Source organism: Chryseobacterium gotjawalense, assembly GCF_030012525.1.
In the GTDB taxonomy this organism is placed as follows: Bacteria; Bacteroidota; Bacteroidia; order Flavobacteriales; family Weeksellaceae; genus Kaistella; species Kaistella gotjawalense.
In genome coordinates, this window is sequence record NZ_CP124855.1 from 1,198,092 (window position 1) to 1,217,643 (window position 19,552).

17 protein-coding genes and 1 tRNA gene are annotated in these 19,552 nt (G+C 37.6%); 11 read left to right on the top strand and 7 right to left on the bottom strand.

All coding sequences use genetic code 11. From position 1 onward, the window contains the following. Window positions 1-11: 11 nt before the first annotated feature. The 5 genes from QGN23_RS05455 to QGN23_RS05475 are packed head-to-tail and all read right to left on the bottom strand — an operon-like array spanning window position 12 to window position 4,895. Window positions 12-968, bottom strand: coding sequence for a Rossmann-fold NAD(P)-binding domain-containing protein (locus tag QGN23_RS05455; RefSeq protein WP_282905990.1), 957 nt, complete (start codon window positions 966-968; stop codon window positions 12-14). 55 nt (window positions 969-1,023) lie between these two features. Beyond that, window positions 1,024-2,160: an aspartate aminotransferase family protein gene (locus QGN23_RS05460; protein WP_282905991.1), complete on the bottom strand. Its 1,137-nt coding sequence runs from the start codon at window positions 2,158-2,160 to the stop codon at window positions 1,024-1,026. Between the two features lie 23 nt (window positions 2,161-2,183). Next, window positions 2,184-3,146, bottom strand: coding sequence for an N-acetyl-gamma-glutamyl-phosphate reductase (gene argC / locus QGN23_RS05465; protein WP_282905992.1), 963 nt, complete (start codon window positions 3,144-3,146; stop codon window positions 2,184-2,186). Beyond that, window positions 3,143-4,336 carry an argininosuccinate synthase gene (locus QGN23_RS05470; protein WP_282905993.1) on the bottom strand — a complete coding sequence of 398 codons (1,194 nt, stop codon included), beginning with the start codon at window positions 4,334-4,336 and terminating at the stop codon, window positions 3,143-3,145. Before QGN23_RS05470 ends, argC begins: the two co-directional genes overlap by 4 nt. After that, complete coding sequence (locus QGN23_RS05475; protein WP_282905994.1) at window positions 4,308-4,895, bottom strand: GNAT family N-acetyltransferase; 588 nt, start codon at window positions 4,893-4,895, stop codon at window positions 4,308-4,310. The genes QGN23_RS05470 and QGN23_RS05475 overlap by 29 nt, the downstream gene beginning before the upstream one ends. 457 nt (window positions 4,896-5,352) lie before the next feature. On the opposite strand from QGN23_RS05475, the gene acs reads away from it, so the two are divergent. The 11 genes from acs to QGN23_RS05530 all read left to right on the top strand — a co-directional run bounded on the left by acs (window position 5,353) and on the right by QGN23_RS05530 (window position 18,477). Continuing rightward, on the top strand, window positions 5,353-7,260 hold the full coding sequence (gene acs / locus QGN23_RS05480; RefSeq protein ID WP_282905995.1) for an acetate--CoA ligase: 1,908 nt from the start codon (window positions 5,353-5,355) through the stop codon (window positions 7,258-7,260). Window positions 7,261-7,570: 310 nt separating this feature from the next. After that, a complete protein-coding gene (locus tag QGN23_RS05485; RefSeq protein WP_282905996.1) occupies window positions 7,571-8,722 on the top strand; it encodes an NAD(P)/FAD-dependent oxidoreductase in 1,152 nt (383 codons plus the stop codon). Beyond that, window positions 8,713-9,426, top strand: coding sequence for a methyltransferase domain-containing protein (locus QGN23_RS05490; protein ID WP_282905997.1), 714 nt, complete (start codon window positions 8,713-8,715; stop codon window positions 9,424-9,426). The genes QGN23_RS05485 and QGN23_RS05490 overlap by 10 nt, the downstream gene beginning before the upstream one ends. After that, window positions 9,423-10,475, top strand: coding sequence for a type III polyketide synthase (locus tag QGN23_RS05495; RefSeq protein WP_282905998.1), 1,053 nt, complete (start codon window positions 9,423-9,425; stop codon window positions 10,473-10,475). Before QGN23_RS05490 ends, QGN23_RS05495 begins: the two co-directional genes overlap by 4 nt. Next, on the top strand, window positions 10,469-11,266 hold the full coding sequence (locus QGN23_RS05500; protein ID WP_282905999.1) for an enoyl-ACP reductase FabI: 798 nt from the start codon (window positions 10,469-10,471) through the stop codon (window positions 11,264-11,266). Before QGN23_RS05495 ends, QGN23_RS05500 begins: the two co-directional genes overlap by 7 nt. Before the next feature lies 1 nt (window position 11,267). Beyond that, a complete protein-coding gene (locus tag QGN23_RS05505; RefSeq protein WP_282906000.1) occupies window positions 11,268-11,702 on the top strand; it encodes a 3-hydroxyacyl-ACP dehydratase FabZ family protein in 435 nt (144 codons plus the stop codon). A gap of 1 nt (window position 11,703) precedes the next feature. Next, window positions 11,704-12,975 (top strand): beta-ketoacyl-[acyl-carrier-protein] synthase family protein, encoded by a 1,272-nt coding sequence (locus tag QGN23_RS05510; RefSeq protein ID WP_282906001.1) that lies wholly within the window; start codon window positions 11,704-11,706, stop codon window positions 12,973-12,975. Between the two features lie 19 nt (window positions 12,976-12,994). Next, window positions 12,995-13,249, top strand: coding sequence for an acyl carrier protein (locus QGN23_RS05515; protein WP_282906002.1), 255 nt, complete (start codon window positions 12,995-12,997; stop codon window positions 13,247-13,249). Window positions 13,250-13,525: 276 nt separating this feature from the next. Beyond that, window positions 13,526-16,489, top strand: a complete 2,964-nt coding sequence (locus QGN23_RS05520; protein WP_282906003.1) for a tetratricopeptide repeat protein — start codon at window positions 13,526-13,528, stop codon at window positions 16,487-16,489. A gap of 81 nt (window positions 16,490-16,570) precedes the next feature. Next, the gene (locus QGN23_RS05525; RefSeq protein ID WP_282906004.1) at window positions 16,571-18,346 is read left to right on the top strand and encodes a TonB-dependent receptor; all 1,776 of its coding nucleotides are present in this window, start codon (window positions 16,571-16,573) and stop codon (window positions 18,344-18,346) included. Window positions 18,347-18,403: 57 nt separating this feature from the next. Beyond that, window positions 18,404-18,477, top strand: a tRNA-Arg gene (locus tag QGN23_RS05530). Window positions 18,478-18,680: 203 nt separating this feature from the next. On the opposite strand, the gene QGN23_RS05535 is transcribed toward QGN23_RS05530, so the two are convergent. Beyond that, window positions 18,681-19,103, bottom strand: a complete 423-nt coding sequence (locus QGN23_RS05535; protein WP_282906005.1) for an organic hydroperoxide resistance protein — start codon at window positions 19,101-19,103, stop codon at window positions 18,681-18,683. Continuing rightward, a complete protein-coding gene (locus QGN23_RS05540; protein ID WP_282906006.1) occupies window positions 19,100-19,540 on the bottom strand; it encodes a MarR family winged helix-turn-helix transcriptional regulator in 441 nt (146 codons plus the stop codon). Before QGN23_RS05540 ends, QGN23_RS05535 begins: the two co-directional genes overlap by 4 nt. Window positions 19,541-19,552: the final 12 nt, after the last annotated feature.

Consider the following 19,552-nt stretch of genomic DNA (forward strand, 5'->3'; position numbering starts at 1 on the left):
ATGATTTACTTTTAAATCGGCAATTCCTCTAAAATTTCACTAAAAACAGTTTGTGCAGAAAAGATTCTGTTTTTCGCCTGTTGATAGATAATTGAGTTTTCGCTGTCCATCACTTCATCGCTTAATTCTACATTTCTGCGAACCGGCAAACAATGCATTACTTTTGCATTTTGTGTTGCGTTCAATTTTTCCTGCGTCAACATCCAGTTTTCTTTCACTCCAGGCATTGCAGCGTAATCTTCAAATGACGACCAGTTTTTAACATAGATGAAATCAGCATCTTTTAAGGCTTCATTTTGGTCGTGAAAAACAGTGGTGTTTTTTACAAACTTTGGATCCAAATCATAGCCTTCGGGATTGGCAATTATGAAATCTACTTCCATCGACTGCATCCATTCCGTAAATGAATTGGCAACTGCGTGTGCAATTGGTTTAATATGTGGCGCCCAGATTAACACCACTTTCGGTTTACGATTTTTCTTCCAATTCTCCGTTATGGTTATACAATCTGCAAAACTTTGCAAAGGATGTCGCGTTGCGGATTCCAAAGAAATCACCGGAACTTTTGCATATTTCAAAAACTGTGACAATATACTTTCATTCACGTCATCTTCCTTATTCTGCATTCCTGCAAAACAACGCACCGCAATGATATCGCAATATTGATTCAGAACCTCGACCGCATCCTTAACATGCTCCACAGTTCCGCCATTCATCACGGCTCCATCTGCGAATTCAAGATTCCAGGCTTCCTGCGATGCGTTTAAAATAAGTACATTTAATCCTAAATTCTGAGCGGCAATCTGACTGCTCAATCTGGTTCTTAAACTGGAGTTTAAAAATACCAGACCAATTGTTTTTCCTTTTCCTTTATTCGGCTCTGACAAAGGATTATTTTTAATCTGAAGTGCCGTTTTTATCATCGATTGAAGATCATTAATATCTTCTATGGAGGTGAAATTTTTCATTTTTTTTATTTAAAGTTTGCCTTTTGGCAGTTGAAATGAATCTTAAAAAAGACTCCTAATTTTCAAGAACAGAATTTAAAGCACCGATGAATATATCGGCTTCTTTTTCTGTAATATTAAGCGCCGGAAGAATTCTTAGAACATTTGCATCATTAGAATTCCCCGTGAAAACATGATGTTTCATCAATAAGTTGGAACGGATTTCTGCACAAGGTTGATCCAACTCAATTCCGATCATCAAACCTCTTCGCCTGATGGATTTGATGTGGTTGAAATTCTGAATTTCAGATTCGATATAAGCGCCCATTTTTTCTGAATTCTCGAGGAGATTTTCATTTTTAATGACCTCTAAAACTGCAATTCCGGCAGCACAAGACAAATGATTTCCACCGAAAGTTGTTCCCAATAAACCATTGCTGGCTTTGAATATCGGACTGATTAAAACGCCGCCCATCGGGAAACCATTTCCCATTCCTTTTGCCACCGTAATCAAATCGGGTTGAATATCAAATTCCTGATGTGCAAAAAATTTCCCGGATCTAACGTAACCGGACTGAACCTCATCCATAATTAAAACGACCTCGTTTTCAGCACAAAGATTTTTAAGCGTCTGAATCATTTCTTCAGTTGGTAAAACAATTCCGCCAACACCCTGAATTCCTTCGATTATGATTGACGAAATCTCGCCTTGATTTTCTGCGAACAATTGTTTTAACTGCGCCACATTATTCCATTCACATTTAATAAAACGTTCTGAAAAATTAACCGGTGCAACAATTTTCGGATTATCGGTGACAGAAACCGCCGCGGAAGTCCGGCCATGAAATGAACCAGAAAAATAAATCACTTTCTGTTTTCCGTTGTGGAACGAAGCGAGTTTCAAAGCATTTTCATTCGCTTCTGCACCAGAATTACATAGGAAAAGTGAATAATTTTCATATCCTGAAAGTTCACCCAACTTTTTTGCTAATTCTGTTTGTAAATCATTTTGAACAGAATTCGAATAAAACGAGATTTTTTCTAACTGACTTTTTAGTTTATTTTGATAATGAGGATGGTTATGACCGATGGAAATCACAGCATGACCACCATAAAAATCAAGGTATTTTTGGCCTTTGTCATCCCAAAGAAAAGAACCTTCTGCTTTTACAGGATTGATATTAAATAAAGGATATACTTGGAATAAATTCATTTTGACTTTTTAATAATGCATTTTTAAAATGCAGTAGGTTTTAACTGAAGACCGGTATTTTCTTCCCAATCCATAGCGATATTCATATTTTGCACAGCTTGTCCGGAGGCGCCTTTTAATAAATTGTCAATCGCAGAATGAACCACGATCGTTTCTTTATTTTTTTCAATATGAATGGCGCATCTGTTGGTATTAACAACTTGCTTCATATCGATTGGTTTTTCTGAAATAGTCACAAAAGCAGCATCTTTATAAAAATCGCAGTATCTTTCCTGAATTTCATTTAATTCCAAATCACATTTAATGATAGAACTGGTGAAAATCCCTCTTACAAAATCGCCACGCCAAGGAACAAAATGCAGTTGAACTTCATTCTCATTTGCCTGATTTAATGTTAATAAAACCTCATCTACGTGTTGATGCGTTAAGGTTTTATACGCTGAAACATTATCATTCCGCCAGGAAAAATGAGTCGTCGATTGCAGCGATTGTCCCGCTCCGGTGGAGCCGGTAATTCCTGTAGTATAAATAGCTGCAAGCAATTTCTCTTTGGCTAAAGGCAATAATGCCAATTGGATCGCGGTGGCAAAACAGCCCGGATTTGCAATACTTTTGGCAGATTTCATTTCACTTTTAAAAATTTCCGGCAAACCGTAAATAAAATTTCTATCCTGAAAATTACTTTCTAACCGGAAATCATTCCCTAAATCGATGACCAAAACATTTTCTTTTACCGGATTTTCCGTCAACCAATTTTTGCTTTCCTGATGAGGCAAACACAAAAATAAAATGTCAACTTCTTCAGTTTGATTGGTTAAAGTCATTTCGCAAACGGAAATTAAATCCGGATAAATCTCCGAGATTCTTGTATCGGAATTCGAGCGGCTGTATAAAAACTGAAGTTCAATTTTCGGGTGAAAAGCCAGCAACCGCACGAGTTCGCTTCCGGTATAACCATTTGCGCCAATTATTCCTACCGACTTCATGTCGTTTTGTTTATTTGATGATAAATCGACAATGAATTGCTGAGAACTTTGGTAAATCCTTTCACATCATCGCCCGTCCACGCTAGATTTGCTTCGCCATAACTTCCGAATTCAGCGGACATTAAATCGTTTTCAGATTCAATTCCATTCAAAACAAAACGGTAAGGATGAAGCGTTATAAAAACTTTTCCGTTCACGCTTTTCTGAGAATCATTAAAGAAAACTTCGATATTTCTCATTACCGGATCCAGGAAAAGTGCTTCATGAAGCCAGTTTCCGTACCAATCTGCCAGTTGCGATTTAATCGTTTGCTGGTATTTTGAAAGCGTATGTTTTTCCAACAAATGATGCGCTTTGATAATCACAGTCGCCGCTGCAGCCTCAAAACCGACACGGCCTTTAATTCCAACAATCGTATCACCGACGTGAATATCCCGGCCAATTCCGTAAACCTTTGCAAGTTCTTCAATCTTCTGAATCGCTAAAACCGGATGAGAAAACTGCCCGCCGTTTACACCGATGATTTCGCCATTTTTAAATTCAATTACTAAATCGGATGGTTGTGTTTTTATTACTTGAGATGGAAAAGCTTCTTCGGGCAAATTATATTTGGAAGTCAAGGTTTCTTTTCCGCCGACAGAAGTTCCCCAAAGTCCTTTATTAATGGAATATTGCGCTTTTTCAAAATTCATTTCATAACCGTGATTTTTTAAAAATAAAATCTCTTCTTCCCGTGATAAAGACCTATCCCGAATTGGTGTAATAATCTCAACTCCAGGACACATAATCTGAAAAATCAAATCAAAACGAACCTGATCATTTCCCGCTCCTGTACTTCCGTGAGCAATCGCAGCTGCCCCAATTTTCTGCGCAAACTTTGCAATATTCTGCGCCTGAACTGTTCGTTCTGCACTTACAGAAAGCGGATAAGTATTGTTTTTCAAAACATTCCCAAAAATCAAATATTTGACACACTCATTATAATAGGATTCTACTGCATCGATGAAAGTATAGGAACTTACGCCCAATTTCTCAGCTTTCATTTTCAATTCCTGCTCCTCTTCTTTAGAAAATCCTCCGGTATTGACGGTCACTGCATGAACATCATACCCTAAATTTTCACTCAGATATTTGGCGCAATAAGAAGTGTCTAATCCGCCACTAAATGCTAATACTACACTTTTCTTCATCGTTTTGTTTTTCTTTTGTTAATTGGTCTTTGTCGTTTTTGGGTACATAAAGCATTGCGGTGCACAAACAGTTTTTACGTTCCTTGCTCATTAAAATTTCGTAATTCACACAGTTTTTGCAACCGTTCCAAAACTCTTCATCTTGAGTTAATTCTGAATAAATAACCGGTTTATATCCCATTTCAGCATTAATTTTCATGACCGGCAATCCCGTGGTTAAACCAAAAATCTTTGCATTCGGATATCTTTCTCTGGATAATTGAAAAACTCTTTCCTTAATTAAAGTAGCATAGCCTTTATTTCTAAATTTTGAGGAAACAATAAGTCCGGAATTCGCAACGAATTCACCATGTGACCAGGTTTCGATGTAGCAGAAGCCAACCCATGTTCCGCCATCTTCAAAAGCAACGACTGCTTTTCCTTCCAAAATTTTCTCAGTGATATATTCCAGCGACCGTTTAGAAATACCCGTTCCCCGTTTCTTGGCTGAATCTGCAATTTCATGCTGTATTTCTTCTGCGTATTTCAAATGTTTATCTGAAGAAACTTCTATTTTCATTTATTTACAACTTTTAAAGCAGCAAATTTAAGATAAAAAATCTTTAACAAACAAATAAAACAATAATTAATGACTGTTTAAAATTAATTAAAAAGATTTTTAACCCAACTCATCCAATATTAAAGGATATAATATCTATAAAATCAAAAGGGAGCATCAGAGAAAAAAAATCACTAAATGGGGTGAGAAAAAATAAAAATTGTAAAAAATATCTTTTTACAGTACCGTTTTTTTTATCTTCATACAAAATTTGAAAACCATCTTTTCATTATATCTTGAGTAAAAACAGAAAAATATTGATAAAACAAAAACCTTGGAAAAGAAGCCGGGTCGTAACTAGCCCTGATAGAAGCGGTTACCCCGCAGCAAGCGTTGGGAAAGCTTTGGGGCGAGGAGTATGAGCGGATAGCAGGATAAAGCTCCTGAAAAAAATTAGAAAACTAAAAAATAACAGCATATGAAAAATTACGTGATAGACGATTTGCCGGACTATTTTAAACAGTACAAAAAATCCATCAAAAACCCGAAAAAATTCTGGGATAAAGTGGCCGATGAAAATTTCGTGTGGTACCAGCGCTGGTCTAAAGTTGTGGATTACAACATGGAGGACGCGAAAATTAAATGGTTTAAAAACGCAAAACTAAACATCACCAAAAACTGTATTGACCGTCATTTGAACGAGCGTGGCGACAAAACGGCGATTATTTTTGAACCGAATGATCCGAAAGAGGAAGCGCAACATATTTCCTACAGTGAACTGCGGGACCGTGTCTGCAAAATGGCAAATGTGCTGAGCGATCAGGGTGTGCAAAAAGGTGACCGCGTTTGTATTTATCTGCCGATGATTCCTGAACTGGCGGTTTCGATGTTGGCGTGTGCAAGATTGGGCGCGATACATTCCGTGATATTTGCAGGATTTTCGGCTAACGCTGTGGAATCGAGGGTAAACGATTGTGGCGCGAAGATGATTATCTGTTCGGATGGAAGTTTCCGCGGCTCAAAATCAATCGATTTAAAAGGAATTATTGATGAAGCTGTAGAAAAATGTCCGACGGTGGAAAAAGTTCTGGTCGTAAAAAGAACCGGAAGCGAAGTAAAAATGAAAGAAGGACGCGATCTTTGGCTGGAACCTCTGTATGAAAAAGCAGCATCAGATTTTATTTCTGTCATCATGGATGCCGAAGATCCTCTGTTTATTTTATATACTTCCGGTTCCACGGGAAAACCAAAAGGAATGCTGCATACAACGGCTGGTTATATGGTTTACACGGCCTATACTTTTAAAAATGTTTTTAATTATAAAGAGAATGATATTTATTGGTGCACCGCAGATATTGGCTGGATCACCGGCCATTCCTACATTCTGTACGGACCGCTTGCAAATGGCGCCACGACGGTCATTTTCGAAGGCGTGCCGACTTATCCGGAACCGGACCGTTTCTGGGAAGTCATCGAAAAACATAAAGTCACGCAATTCTACACGGCTCCGACGGCGATCCGAGCTCTTGCAAAAGAATCTTACGAATGGGTTGAAAAGCATGATCTGTCGAGTTTACGAGTCATTGGCTCCGTGGGTGAACCGATTAACGATGAAGCGTGGCACTGGTACAATGACCATGTCGGCAAAAGAAAATGCCCGATTGTTGATACTTGGTGGCAGACAGAAACTGGTGGGATTATGATTTCGCCACTTCCTTTTATTACGCCTACAAAACCGACTTACGCAACCTTGCCTTTGCCGGGAATTCAACCTGTTTTAATGGATGATAAACGAAATGAAATCACCGGAAACCAAGTTGATGGAAATTTATGCATCCGTTTTCCGTGGCCGGGAATTGCAAGGACAATTTGGGGCGATCATCAAAGGTACAAAGACACGTATTTCACCGCTTTCCCGGGGAAATATTTCACTGGCGATGGCGCTTTGCGAGATGAAGTTGGCTATTACCGAATTACCGGACGAGTTGATGATGTGATTATCGTTTCAGGTCATAATTTGGGAACTGCACCGATTGAAGACAGCGTGAATTTACATCCAGCCGTCGCGGAATCAGCAATCGTGGGTTATCCGCACGATGTGAAAGGAAGCGCGCTTTACGGTTTCGTGATGTTGAAAGACAGTGGCGAAGACCGTGATAAAGATAATTTGAGAAAAGAAATTAATAACGTGATTTCCGATACGATTGGACCGATTGCAAAACTGGATAAAATTCAGTTTGTTTCAGCTTTACCAAAAACCCGTTCAGGAAAAATAATGCGCCGTATTTTGAGAAAAATTGCGGAAGGTGATTTCGCCAATTTCGGTGATACTTCTACCCTTTTGAACCCTGAAATTGTGGATGAGATTAAGAATGAGAAGATCTGATTTGTTGATTTGAAAATGTGTTGATGTGCTAATGAACACAATACTTTATAATAATTAAACCTCGCGGAAACGTGAGGTTTTGTTTTTAACCGAAGTGAGAAAAGAAATTGGTCTGAAATAAAAGACTTTCAAAAGATTGAACAAGAATTCACAAAAAAAAATTTCACCATTAAGATTTTGGTTAAGGAGTTAAGATGATTAAAATCCCTTACCGAAATTGAAAAATTAAAATGTAATTCTATGTTTAAATAGCAAATTAAAACTTTTGTGACGGTGTGGGAAAATTTTTTACTACATTTAAATAAAAAAATTGGACGATTCAAATTGTACTACCGAAGTCATCATTATCGGCGGCGGTTTGGCAGGTTTAACGGGCGCAATTCACCTTTCAAAAATGGGAGTTGGCGTAATTGTTATTGAAAAGAATCACTATCCAAAACACAAGGTTTGTGGCGAATATATTTCCAATGAAGTACGGCCTTATTTTGCTTGGTTGAATATTAATATCGAAGAATTAAAACCCACTCATATTACATCGCTGCAGTTTTCCTCTGAGTCTGGAAGAACCATTACAACGAAACTTCCGCTCGGTGGTTTTGGAATCAGCCGTTACACTTTGGATCATGCACTTTATTTAAAGGCGCTTTCTCAAAATTGCGAAATCATCGAAGATCAGGTGAATGAGGTGGATTTTAAAGACGATTCTTTTGAAGTTCATTTGGCTTCAGGAAAAATACTGACTTCGAAAGTGGTGTTGGGCGGTTTTGGAAAACGCTCCAATTTAGACGTGAAAATGAAACGTCATTTTACAGAACAGAAATCCCCGTGGTTAGCGGTAAAATCCCATTACAAAGGAAATTTCCCGGATGATGTTGTTGGCCTGCATAATTTTAAAGGCGGTTATTGCGGCGTTTCGAAAGTTGAAAATAATTTGCTCAATATCTGTTATTTAACTAATTTTAAATCGTTTAAGAAATATAAAAACATCGAAGAATTTCAAGAAAAAATTATATGTAAAAATCCCCAATTGAAAAACATTCTGGAAAATTCTGAGTCTATTTTTGAAAAACCTTTAACCATCAGTCAGATCTGTTTTGAGAAAAAAGAAAACGTAGAAGATCATATTTTAATGATGGGCGATACAGCAGGATTAATTCATCCGCTGTGTGGAAACGGAATGGCAATGGCGATTCACAGCGCAAAACTGGCATCAGAAGAAACCACCGCTTTTTTAAAAGGTGAAATTTCCCGCCCGGAATTGGAGCAGAATTATGCTGCAAACTGGAACAGAAATTTCAAACAACGATTATGGTACGGACGGTTATTAGGAACTATTTTAGAGCATTCAAAACTTTCTGAGGTTTTGACTAATCTAATGACTTACGCTCCTTTTTTACTGCCGGCCATCATCAGAAAAACACACGGAAAAGAAATCAAAACCGCTCAAAATCAATGGCATTAAATACAGCGTACAGAACAGATCTGGAAGAATCCATGGACGATTTTTCGATGGATAATGACGGATTGGTAACCGCTTTGAACGACATTGCGCGAATCAATCAGTTGCTTGGCGGAAACGCGGTGACTTTAAAAGGCGTTCAATATTTAATAAAAAACTTTCCAAAAGACCAAACCATTACCATTATGGATTTCGGCTGTGGAAGCGGCGATATGCTTCGAATGTTGTCAAAATTCGGAACTCAAAATAATTTGAAATTTAAATTAATCGGAATTGATGCTAATGAAGCAACAATTCGCCACGCCGAAAAATGCTCCACCGAATTTGAAAATATTTCCTATTTGGCAGAAGACATTTTCCTCTACGATTTTTCAAAATACAAAATTGATATTGCATTGATTACTTTGACTTTACATCATTTTAAAGATAATGAAATTCTAAAAATACTGCGTGTTATTTTAAATTTGGTCGAAAAAGGAATCGTTGTCAATGATTTACAGCGGAGTAAATTAGCGTACCGCTTGTTTCAAATGATTATCTTTATTTTCAGATTAGAAAAAATGACCGCGAATGATGGATTGATTTCAATTTTAAGAGGTTTTAAAAAACACGATCTGGAGAAGTTTTCAAACCAATTATCATTAAAAAAATACAGCATCAAATGGAAGTGGGCTTTCCGTTACCAATGGATAATTGAAAAAATATGAGTGTAAAAATAGTGAGTGTTGCCAAGCAACTGCCGAAATATTCCCGAAAAACTGACGAAATTTTACCTTTTATCGATCTTTGGTTAGAAGGTCAGGAAAGCCGTTTTGTACGTAAAGTAAAAAAAATCTTTGAAGGCGCAGCCGTTGACGAAAGGTATTCTATAATGGATCCTGCGGAAGTTTTCACCGCCACTTCTTTTGAAGCTAAAAATGATATTTACGCACGCGAAGTCGTCATTTTGGGGGAACAGGTTTTAGAAAAAGCTTTAAAAAAAGCCGGTTGGGAGCCGCAATCTCTTGATTATATCATCACGGTAAGCTGTACCGGAATTATGATTCCATCACTTGATGCTTATTTGATTAATAAACTAAATTTACGTCAGGACATTGTTCGTTTGCCTGTGACCGAAATGGGTTGCGCCGCCGGAGTTTCCGGAATTATTTATGCGAAGAATTTCCTGCACGCAAATCCGGGGAAACGCGCTGCAGTAATTGCAGTCGAAAGTCCGACTGCTACTTTTCAGCTGGAAGATTTTTCGATGGCGAATATTGTAAGTGCCGCGATTTTCGGCGACGGCGCAGCGTGTGTCCTGCTTTCTTCTGACGAAAATGCGGAAGGTCCGGAGATTCTTGCGGAAGAAATGTACCATTTCTATAATAATGAACACATGATGGGTTTCAAACTCACCAATTCCGGTTTGCAAATGATTTTGGATATTGAAGTTCCCGACAAAATCGGCGAACATTTCCCGAATATTATTCATCCGTTTCTAGCCAAACAGCATTTAGAAATTAAAGATATTGATCATTTAATTTTTCATCCGGGCGGAAAAAAAATTGTTCAAATGGTAGAAAATTTATTTAAAGATTTGGGGAAAAACATTGATGTGACAAAAGAAATTTTACGTTTGTACGGAAATATGTCGAGCGCAACCGTTCTTTATGTTTTAGAAGAAATCATGAATCAACAGCCGCAGAAAGGCGAGAAAGGATTAATGCTCAGTTTCGGTCCGGGCTTTTCTGCACAAAGAATTTTATTGCAATGGTAAGAAGATTTGAAAATACAGGTTACTGGACTTTAGTCCTGGGCGGAAGTTCGGGCTTAGGTTTGGCTGCGGCGAAAAAACTGGCTTCAGAAGGAATGAATATCTGCATCATTCACCGGAATTCGCGCGCTGAAATGGAAACGGTTAATATTGAATTTGCGAAGATTCAAAATGAAAATATTCAATTTTTAAGTTTAAATAAAGACATTTTAAATCTCCAACACCAGCAGGATATTTTATCAGAATTAAAAACAATTTTAAGTTCCGACGGAAAAATCCGTTCTCTTTTACACAGCATTGCCAAAGGAAACTTAAAACCGATGATTGGTTCAGCGCATGAAAGTCTTTCCACCGATGATTTCAGCATTACACTTCAGGCGATGGCAACCAGCTTATACGACTGGACGAAATTAATTTTTAATGAAAATCTTTTCGCGACAGATGCCAGAATTCTCGCTTTTACAAGTGAAGGAAGTGTAAAACCGATCCATAATTACGCAGCAGTCTCCGCCGCTAAAGCATCTCTGGAAGCAATATCCAGAAATATCGCTTTGGAATTCGCGCCTTTTGGCTTAAGGTCAAACTGCATTCAGGCTGGCGTAACTGATACGCGGTCTTTGCAAATGATTCCGGGAAGTGAAGAAATAAAAGAACATTCGAAAAAACGCAATCCTTTTAAAAGACTAACAACGGCGGAAGATGTTGCGAATGTAGTGTGTTTATTGTGTCAGGACGAAGCGTCCTGGATTAATGGTTGTATAATTCCCGTAGATGGTGGCGAACATTTAGGATAAAATGAATACCGAAGAAATTTTACGAAAGCTCCCCTATTCTCCTCCGTTTTTATTTGTGGATAATTTGCTGAGCGTTGACGAAAACGGCGTGACCGGAAATTTTACTTTTAAAGATAATTTAGATTTTTACAAAGGTCATTTTAAAAACAATCCTGTAACGCCTGGAGTCATTTTAACGGAAATGATGGCGCAAATCGGACTGGTTTGTCTGGGAATTTATTTGGTGGGAAATGATTTGACTGAAGAAAGTCAGATTGGTTTAACTTCCACAGAAATTGAATTTTTAAAACCGGTATTTCCGAATGAAAAAGTCACCGTGATTTCAGAGAAAATTTATTTTAGATTCAATAAATTAAAATGCAAAGTAAAGATGCTGAACCAAAAATCAGAAATTGTTTGTGAAGGAACGATCGCCGGAATTATTAAAATCAGCTAAAATGGAAAGAAGAGTTGTCATCACCGGATTAGGAGTCGTGGCCCCAAATGCAGTCGGTTTGGAAGCTTTCAGATCAGCTTTAAAGGAAGGCCGTTCCGGAATTAGATTTGACCAACAATTGGCAGATCTGCAATTTTCCTGTCAGGTTTCGGGAACGCCACCGATCGACAAAGAAAATTTACATCCCTATTTTAGCGATTTAGAATTACGAAATTTCAATTCCACTGGAATCATGTACGGCGTTATCGCAGGTTTAGATGCCTGGAAAGATGCGGGTTTGGAAATTTCAGAGGCCGAAAATCCCGATTGGGACAGCGGAACCATTTTCGGAACCGGGACGTCCGGAATTGAAAAGTTTCGGGAAAGCATTTATAAAATCGATGCACTTCAAACCCGAAAATTGGGAAGTACTGCCGTTTCGCAAACCATGAACAGCGGAATCAGCGCCTATCTTGGTGGAAAATTAGGTTTAGGAAATCAAGTTACCACCAATTCATCGGCCTGTACAACAGGAACAGAAAGTATTTTAATGGCTTTTGAACGAATTAAATCCGGGAAAGCGAAACGAGTTCTAGCCGGAAGTACAAGTGATTCGGGACCGTATATTTGGGCCGGATTTGATGCCATAAAAGTCTGTAATTACAAATCCAATGATCATCCCGAAAAAGCCTCCCGACCGATGAGTGCTTCGGCAGCTGGATTTGTACCCGGAAGTGGCGCCGGAGCTTTGGTCATCGAAGATCTGGAATCTGCTCTGGGAAGAAATGCGAAAATTTATTGTGAAATCCTTGGCGGAAACCTGAACAGCGGCGGACAACGCGGCGGCGGAAGTATGACCGCACCAAATTCTGCGGCCGTACAGAAATGTGTAAAAGACGCTATTTTAGAAGCCGGAATTGAGGCAAAAGATATCGATTATATCAGCGGACATTTGACGGCGACTTCGAAAGATTCAACAGAAATTCAAAATTTAGCCGAAGCTTTGAACCGTTCAGGCAAAGATTTTCCGTACATCAATTCTCTTAAAGCTTTGACAGGACATTGTCTTTCCGCTGCAGGAAGTATTGAAGCCGTTGCAACCGTTTTGCAGCTTGCTGAAAATTTTATTGCTCCGAATACCAATTGCGAAGATTTAAATCCTGAAATTACTTCAATCATCGATCCGGAAAGTATTCCGCAAAAAACTATAGAAAAACCCATCAACATTGCCGCGAAAGTAAGTTTTGGTTTTGGCGATGTGAATGGATGTGTTATCTTTAAAAAATATTCTTAAAAAATTTCAATACGAAAACATGAACAAGGAAGAGACTATTCAAAAATTAAAAGAAATCGTAAAACCTTATGTTAAAGAGGCGGAACTTTTAAAAAACATTAATGAAGATACTGATTTTATTAATGACCTTAATATTAATTCTGCTAATTTAGTAGATGTCGTTTTAGATGTGGAAGAAGCTTTCGATATTGAAATCGACGCGGCTTCGATGGAGAAAATGCGGGATGTAAAATCTGCGTTGGCAGTGATCGAAGAGAAATTGGCGCTCAAATAATTCTTTAAACCAAAGAGATTAAAAAACATAATATTGAATGTTGAAAATTATTTTTTAATTTTCAATGGATTTTTACGAACATTTGATAAATTCTAAAGAATCCAAAACTTTTTGATTTTCTTACGTCAAAAAATGCTTTGAAAAATCCTCAATTTTCAACTTATCCACATTTCCACAACCAACAAATTAACTTGTGTAAGCAATAAGTTTTCTTTATTTTCGTTGATTAAATGTGGAAAAGCAAATTCCTTAAAACCTTCCGAAAATCAGGAGTAAATGAATTCAAAAAAAATCTTAATTGCCACGGCAATATTCTATTTCGGCTTATCCGAGGCTCAGCAATCTCAATACTTCAGCGACCGCGAAAACTACCGTTTCAATTTAGCGGAAAACCTTTACCAAAATAAAATTTACAACGCTTCTCAGTTTGAATACGCACGGCAGTATTTCTACAACGAAAATCTCTCGAATTCGAAAAAAGAAGCGGCCCAGTTTTTCGATAATGTCATCGGTGTAATTCTCCGTAAAAATCACGCGGAAGAAGGATTGGATGCCTTTATTAAACAATATCCAAACTCGGCATATTTTGCGCAGGCCAATTTACCTTTGGCAGATTTTTATTTGGCCCAGAAGGATTTCGACAAAGCATTGGAAACTTTGAAAAGCGTCAATCAATATCAACTTTCAAAAGAAGAAAACACGCAGTATATCATGAAACTCGGTTATGCCAAATTCATGACGGGCGATTCTCAAGGCGCGATCGAAGCTTTGGAAGAAGCCTATAAAACCACAGATGGTTCCGATAAAAACGATATCGCTTATATGTTGGGACATCTGTATTACGCAGACGGGCAAAATGATAAAGCGTTTTCTTTTTTCGATCAGATTAAAGATAACGGGAAATATGCGCGTGTTGTAAAACCTTACTACGTGCAGCTTTACTTTAATAATAAAGATTATGATAAAGCGATTGTAGAAGGAAATGCTTTGTTGAATGAAAATATTTCTGCCGATTATAAAGCGGAAGTTCATAAGATGATTGGCGAAAGTTATTTCATGAAAGGCGATTACAGTTCCGCTTATCCTCATTTGAAAATTTATTTGGAAAGCAAGGGAAAACCTTCTGAGAGTGATTTGTACGAAATGGGATTCGTCTCTGCGCATCTCAAAAAATATGATGAAGCTGTTTCTTATTATAACCAGTTACTGAACAGCAATTCGGCGACTTCCCAAAACGCTTATTATCAGTTGGGAAATGCCTATTTGGAAGTCGGTAAAAAACAGGAAGCGCTTTCTGCGTTCCGTTCGGCGTATCAAATGACGTATGATCCGAAAGTGCAGCAACTCGCTCATCTGCAATATGCTAAACTGAGTTACGAGCTCGGAAATCCTTTTGAATCATCATCAAATGTGATTCAAAGTTATATTACAAAATATCCGAAAAGTCCTGATACTTCCGCCATGAAATCTCTTTTGGTAAAATCTTATCTGTATTCAGGCGATTATAAAGGAACTTTGGCCGCGATTGATAAAATGCCGAATTCTACACCGGAAACCGATAAAATCGATCAGGAAGTTTCCTATTTGTTGGGAACTGAAGAATTTAATAAAGGAAATCTGGATGCCGCTGAAAAATATTTCCTGCGAAGTTTAGAATTTAATATCAATAAAGAATTCAATTCCCGAGCGCTGTATTGGTTGGCTCAGACGTACTATCAAAAAGGAAATTATGCTTCTGCCATCACGCGTTTTGAAAAACTTCAAAATGCAAATTTCCCGGAAAAACAACAGTTGAATTACGATTTGGGTTATGCTTATTTTAAATCAAAGAAATTTGATAAGGCCAAAGAATATTTTAAAGCCTATTTAAATAATCCAAAACCTGAATTTAAAAACGATGCAGAACTTCGTTTGGCAGATACCTATTATGCGAATAACGATCTGAACGAGGCGATCGCCATTTACGATAAAACAGAAAATGCCGACGATTATACGCTGTTCCAAAAAGCGATGGCTTTAGGATTCAAAGGTGATACCGTGGCGAAAATTGCCGAATTGAAAAAATTGCTTGCGCAGTATAAAAATTCAGAATATTTCGATGATGCACAATATGAAATTGCAACTTCTTATGCGGCAAATGATGATTTCAAAAACTCAAATGATTATTTTACACAGGTTATTAAAACCAGTACCGATAAGGATTTGGTAGCCAATGCGCAGATTTACCGCGCCCAGAATTACATCGATCAGAACGAAGATGCAAAAGCTTTATCTGAATTAAAGTCGCTCGGGAATCAGTATAAAAATACGGCATTCGCCAGTAAAATTGTTCAGGCAGCAAGACCAATTTTTATTAAAAATAATGATGTTTCAGGGTATCAGAATTTCGCACAAAGTGTTGGCGTAAGAATCGATGCCTCTGAAATCGATGAAATTAATCTGAACCGCGCGAAAACTTTCTATGCCACTAAAGATTACAAAAATGCCATTCCGCTTTTTGAAAAATACTTGACGCAGAATCCAACGGGTGAAGGTTTGTACCAGGCGCAATATGAATTGGGCGAAAGTTATTTCCAGACCCAGAATTCCACCAAAGCATTATTGGTTTTACAGGAAGTTGCGAATGTTCAGAACGATTATCAGGAAGATGCACAAACCAGAATTGCACAGATTTATTTAGCGCAGAATAATACGAATGAAGCCAAGAAATATCTGGTTTCACTTTCCAGTTCGACCAATGTCAACGTGAAAAACTTTGCCAATGTAGAATTAATGAAAATTTATTCTGACGAAAAAGATTTCAAAAAAGCAGAAATGCTGGCTGATTTAGTGTTGCAAAATCCTAAAAACTCTGCTTCTGTGAATGAACAGGCTAAAGTCATTAAAGCCCGAAGTCTGATGAACAACGGAAAAGATAATGAGGCAAAAGCAGCTTATACAGCTTTAGAAAAATCATCGAATACCGAAGTTGCGGCCGAAGCTTTATATGCTAAAGCTTTTTATCAGAACAAAGGAAAAGCCTTTAAATCATCGAATGAAACCATTTTCAAACTGGCGAATAATTACGCTTCCGAGGAGTTTTGGGGTGCAAAATCTTTGGTTTTAATGGTTAAAAATTACATCGGTTTGAAAGACAATTATCAGGCGAGTTACACCGCTGATCAGATTATTGCCAATTATGGCGATTTCCCGGAAATTGTCGCCGAAGCGAAAGATTTAAAAAAGCAAATTAAAAAGTAAAATTAAATTGTACAAAGTATCATGTACAATGTAAAACGTATCGACATTGTACACTCCACATTTTACAGTAATATAAAAACAATGAACAAGACCATTCAACATATATTTTTCCTCGGTTTACTATTTTCCTCGACCGCAGTTTTTTCCCAGATCAAAGAAGAGAAATTGATTTTGGACCGAAAACGTGAACCGGAAGTAAAGAAAATCGAGAAGAAAAAAACATCCATCGAAGCAGAGAAAAATTATCCGCCGCAGGAAAAATCCGCGAATCCGCCGACGTACGACATTACCAATGTTCCGGCGTCTTCAGATTTTAAAACTTCGCTGATTCAGGGAGAAGATATTTCGCCGAAATTCGATGCCGAATATCAGAATAACTATTTCCAGCTTGGAATGGGAAATTACGGAAAAATTCTTGCCGACGGAAATATTTCCACCAAACTGGAAAACGGAATGGAAGCCGGTGGCGACGTTCATTTCCTTTCTACAAGCGGTCTAAAGAAAGTTTATGCCTGGGATTCCAAACAAAGTACTGCGAATATTGGCGCCTTTCTAAATTCTTATGGTGAGAAAGGAAAATTCAGCGTGAATGCAGATTATGGTTTAAACGATTATAATTATTACGGAATTTATGCATTAGCTCCGGCTTCAAACAATGTCGATTTAAAGCAGAAAACCAACCGTTTTAAAGTAAACGGTTACTACGATTTTTATTCCAATGAAATCCTGAATGATGTCCGCGCGAAATCTTCTTTCCTGAGCGATCATTTTGGAGCGAAGGAAAATCAGGCTGAAATTTTGGTGAATTTATCAAAGCACGGCGTAGAATTGCCAAGTTTTGATGATGTGAATTTCAATGCGGATCTGGGTTTAAATTTAGAAACCGTAAAATCTGATTTTGAATTGCTTACTAAAAATTCCTCTCAATTTCTCAATGCGACTTTAGCACCGAAAATGACTTTCTTTAAAGGAAAATCTTATTTGATCATCGGTTCGGATTTTTCATTTTTAAATGCAAAGAATTCAAATATGACTTTAGCAGAAGAGGTGAAAAATAATAAAACCTATTGGTTCCCAAAAGCAGAACTGCAGTTTGCAGCCGCCGATGAATTCAAGTTTTATGCTGGGATTACCGGTGGTTTACAATTAAATACCTACGCCGATTTACTGGAACAAAATCCTTATTTGATCTCGGACCAGGAATTGCGTGCGACCGAAACGAAGTATAAATTTTACTTTGGTTTGCGGGGCGACATTGACCAAAACATCAAATACGATTTCAGCGCAGGATTTGGGAAAATGAATGATATTCTTTTCTTTAAAGCAAATAATTTGTTTAATGTAGCCGCTGAATATAACCGTTTGCCTTATGATTATGCCAACACTTTTTCATCTGTTTACGATAATGGAACGGTGAGTGAGGCAAAAGCGAGTGTGCAATATTTTCCATTGGCGAATTTGGCGCTGGATGCAGAATTAAAGTTTGAGAAATATAATCTTGAAAATTATGAGAACATTTACAATAAACCTTTGGTAAAAGCCAGTTTGGGTGGAAAATATTCGATGTTGGACAAAAAACTGAATTTGGGAGCGAAAGCGATTTTTGCGACGGATCAGACAACCAATTCATTTGAAGTAAATCATGAAGCAATTGATCCTAATTTTCGCGCTCTGGAAAACAAAAATGACAAAATTGGTGGATTTGCTGATTTAAATTTGTCCGCAGAGTACAAAGTTCACAAAAATTTCAGTATTTTTGCACTCGGAAACAATTTACTCAACACCCAGTATCAAACTTACAAAGGTTATAAAGTTTTGGGAGCACAGATTTTGGGAGGAGTGAAGATAAGTTTTTAAAAAAATGAGCAATGAGCAATATTACTTATTACCAATTACTCATTACTCATAAAAAAAGGCTGCGTAGTTCAACTGGATAGAATATCAGATTTCGGCTCTGAGGGTTAGGGGTTCGAATCCCTTCGCGGTCACACAAAAAGGATAAAATTAATTTTTTATCCTTTTTTGTTTTTTTAGGACTCTCATTTATTTTACAATTTCAATCTTTCTGAAATGCGCAACAAACAAAACGACAAAACCGGTTATGGTTTTGTCGTTTTAATGATGATTAAATCAAGTTATTAATTCAACCTTCGATATATAATAAATGTGTTTTTAAATGAATCTGAAAAGATTAATTATTGGTTACTGCCAATTTAACCTCAATATTATTTCTTGTCGCATTCGAGTAAGGACAAACCTGATGCGCCTTTTCTGTGAGCGACTGTGCTTCCTCTAGCGAAACGCCGGGAATATTTACGTCTAATTCTACCGCTAAACCGAAACCGCCGTTTTCAGTTTGACCGATACTTACTTTTGCTTTTACCGAAGTTTCGCCAGTTTCATTCTTTGATTTTTTGATGACCAAATTCAAAGCGCTGTCGAAACACGCGGCATATCCTGCAGCGAAAAGCATCTCAGGATTAGCAAAACCGTCACTTGCGCCACCTAAAGATTTCGGAGTTCTAACATCCAATTCTAAAATTCCATTTTCACTTTTAATGTGTCCGTCGCGGCCACCTTTTGCGGTGACGCTTGTTGTATATAATGTTTTCACTTCTTATTTTCTACTTTGTTTAAAATTTTATCGACTGTCATTTTTAATTCGAGCAGATCTTCATCTGAAAAATTGAGTTTCTCTTTCATTTTACCCGGAATTGCACAAGCCAGTTTTTGCAGATCTTTGCCTTCTTGGGTTAAAAAAACTTGCACTACACGCTCATCTTCCTTTTTTCTGTTTCGCTGTAAAAAAGATTTTGCTTCCAGTCTTTTTAATAAAGGCGTCAAAGTTCCACTGTCCAGATACAGTTTTTCACCGATTTGATTTACCGTTAAACCTTCTTCTTCCCAAAGTACCATCATCACTAAATACTGAGAATAGGTAATATCCAGTTCATCTAAAAACGGCCGGTACATTCCCGTAATCTCTTTGGCGATGACGTACAGCGGGAAACAAATTTGATTTCCCAATTTTGGAGTATCCTGATTTTCCATAAGGCAAAAAGA

Excerpts from the sequence above, each read along its gene's own strand:
- QGN23_RS05455 (WP_282905990.1), bottom strand. The coding sequence starts at position 968 with ATGAAAAATTTCACCTCCATAGAAGATATTAATGATCTTCAATCGATG.
- QGN23_RS05460 (WP_282905991.1), bottom strand. The coding sequence starts at position 2,160 with ATGAATTTATTCCAAGTATATCCTTTATTTAATATCAATCCTGTAAAA.
- argC (WP_282905992.1), bottom strand. The coding sequence starts at position 3,146 with ATGAAGTCGGTAGGAATAATTGGCGCAAATGGTTATACCGGAAGCGAA.
- QGN23_RS05470 (WP_282905993.1), bottom strand. The coding sequence starts at position 4,336 with ATGAAGAAAAGTGTAGTATTAGCATTTAGTGGCGGATTAGACACTTCT.
- QGN23_RS05475 (WP_282905994.1), bottom strand. The coding sequence starts at position 4,895 with ATGAAAATAGAAGTTTCTTCAGATAAACATTTGAAATACGCAGAAGAA.
- acs (WP_282905995.1), top strand. The coding sequence starts at position 5,353 with ATGAAAAATTACGTGATAGACGATTTGCCGGACTATTTTAAACAGTAC.
- QGN23_RS05490 (WP_282905997.1), top strand. The coding sequence starts at position 8,713 with ATGGCATTAAATACAGCGTACAGAACAGATCTGGAAGAATCCATGGAC.
- QGN23_RS05495 (WP_282905998.1), top strand. The coding sequence starts at position 9,423 with ATGAGTGTAAAAATAGTGAGTGTTGCCAAGCAACTGCCGAAATATTCC.
- QGN23_RS05500 (WP_282905999.1), top strand. The coding sequence starts at position 10,469 with ATGGTAAGAAGATTTGAAAATACAGGTTACTGGACTTTAGTCCTGGGC.
- QGN23_RS05505 (WP_282906000.1), top strand. The coding sequence starts at position 11,268 with ATGAATACCGAAGAAATTTTACGAAAGCTCCCCTATTCTCCTCCGTTT.
- QGN23_RS05510 (WP_282906001.1), top strand. The coding sequence starts at position 11,704 with ATGGAAAGAAGAGTTGTCATCACCGGATTAGGAGTCGTGGCCCCAAAT.
- QGN23_RS05515 (WP_282906002.1), top strand. The coding sequence starts at position 12,995 with ATGAACAAGGAAGAGACTATTCAAAAATTAAAAGAAATCGTAAAACCT.
- QGN23_RS05520 (WP_282906003.1), top strand. The coding sequence starts at position 13,526 with ATGAATTCAAAAAAAATCTTAATTGCCACGGCAATATTCTATTTCGGC.
- QGN23_RS05525 (WP_282906004.1), top strand. The coding sequence starts at position 16,571 with ATGAACAAGACCATTCAACATATATTTTTCCTCGGTTTACTATTTTCC.
- QGN23_RS05540 (WP_282906006.1), bottom strand. The coding sequence starts at position 19,540 with ATGGAAAATCAGGATACTCCAAAATTGGGAAATCAAATTTGTTTCCCG.